The organism is Mesorhizobium sp. M0152 (genome assembly GCF_040322415.1).
Taxonomy (GTDB): domain Bacteria; phylum Pseudomonadota; class Alphaproteobacteria; order Rhizobiales; family Rhizobiaceae; genus Mesorhizobium.
Map to the genome: position 1 here is coordinate 1 of NZ_JAMYTH010000112.1, position 1,474 is coordinate 1,474.

At 60.7% G+C, this 1,474-nt stretch carries 1 protein-coding gene; it reads right to left on the minus strand.

The features are described from left to right. Window positions 1-352 precede the first annotated feature (352 nt). A complete protein-coding gene (locus NKJ26_RS33345) occupies window positions 353-1,102 on the minus strand; it encodes an SDR family oxidoreductase (protein WP_352700096.1) in 750 nt (249 codons plus the stop codon). Between the last annotated feature and the right edge of the window lie 372 nt (window positions 1,103-1,474).

Genomic DNA, 1,474 nt, shown 5'->3' on the forward strand with positions numbered 1-1,474 from the left:
AGACATCGACTGTGGCCCGCGGGTTCCTGCATGAGAGGCTTTCGTACGCCCGACGGCACCCGAAACCCTTCCCAATCTCGGCCGTCTAGATCCGCTTTGCCGTTCCTGAAAGCTGACGTCGCAGGCGACCGCGCTGGAGGTCGTGGTGCCGCCACTTCCCGGCTCTGCCGGTGTTGGCGCGAAGGTCGCGTGTCGACCCCAGCTCGGACTTGCCCAGCAGGATCGATCGGGCAGGCCAGAAAGGCTGGGCGTTCGAGAAGCCTTGCCCCACAAAGTGCTCTGCCTTGGCGCCTTCTTGCCACTACCGAGTTGGCGTGAGCCGCAGTTCGAGACCCATCGCTGGGCCGAGTTCTCACATGATGCTCATGCCGCCATCGATTAACATTTCAGAACCGACCATGAAACGGCATTCGTCAGACGCCAGAAACACCACCGCATTGGCAATTTCCTCGGCCGTCCCGAAGCGGCCTGCCGGAACCATTCCGACGACAGCTTTCGCCCGAGCCTTCGTTTCCGCCGGACCGAGACCAAGCTTGTCGTTGAGCGGCGTGTCTATCGGGCCCGGGCTGATCACATTGGCGCGGATGCCGCGCCCTATCAGCTCACCGGAGAGCGTTCGCGCCAATGAAATCATTCCGGCTTTTGCCAACGAATAGACGTGCGTTCCAGCCATTCCCATGTGTGCGTTGACGGATCCGCTGAGAATGATGGATGCCGGATTCGAAAGAAGCGGGACCAAGGCCTTGACCAGGAAGTAAGGTCCTTTCAAATCGATGGCAACGCTCCGGTCAAAGGCCGCCTCGCTCCAGTCGGCAAGCGGACGCAAGTCAACGATGCCAGCGTTGACGAAGACAGCATCGAGCTTGCCGAATGCCGCTCCCAGCTGTCGGGCGATATCATCCTGGGCGGCAACGCTGCCCGCATCAGCATCAATGATGAGCACATTGTCGCCGAGAGTCTTGCGGGCTTCTTCCAGACGGCCCTTGTTGGTGCCGGTGATCGCAACGCGAGCACCCTCCTCGAGAAAGCGGCGTGCTGTTGCGAGCCCAATGCCGCTGGTGCCGCCGGTGATCAGCGTAGCTTTGTTCCGCAGTCTCTGCATGACGGGGTTCCTCATAGGGTCGCCCCCACCCGAGGGCCTTCTTACCTACAGTCGCGTTTAGCATTACCCGTCCAACAGCACAGCAGCCATCCTTGCCAAAATGAAAAATCGCGGGACCGACGAGATGAGTGGAAACATTCTACCTGTCGAGACTTTCGTATCGCGGTCAGCAATTACAGCACTGGGTCGGTCACGACGATGTTCGCGACGACCTCAATGTCGGCTCTCCTGTATCCCAGCCTAAGGGGGCCTGTCCGCGATCGGGCCCAATGCTGCTTGGCGGTTCTGCGCCCATGCACGAACCCGCTGCGCGGGAGGGCCGCCTCCTTCTGAGATGGCGTGCATGTCATAGACCTTGAGCGGGTAGAGGCG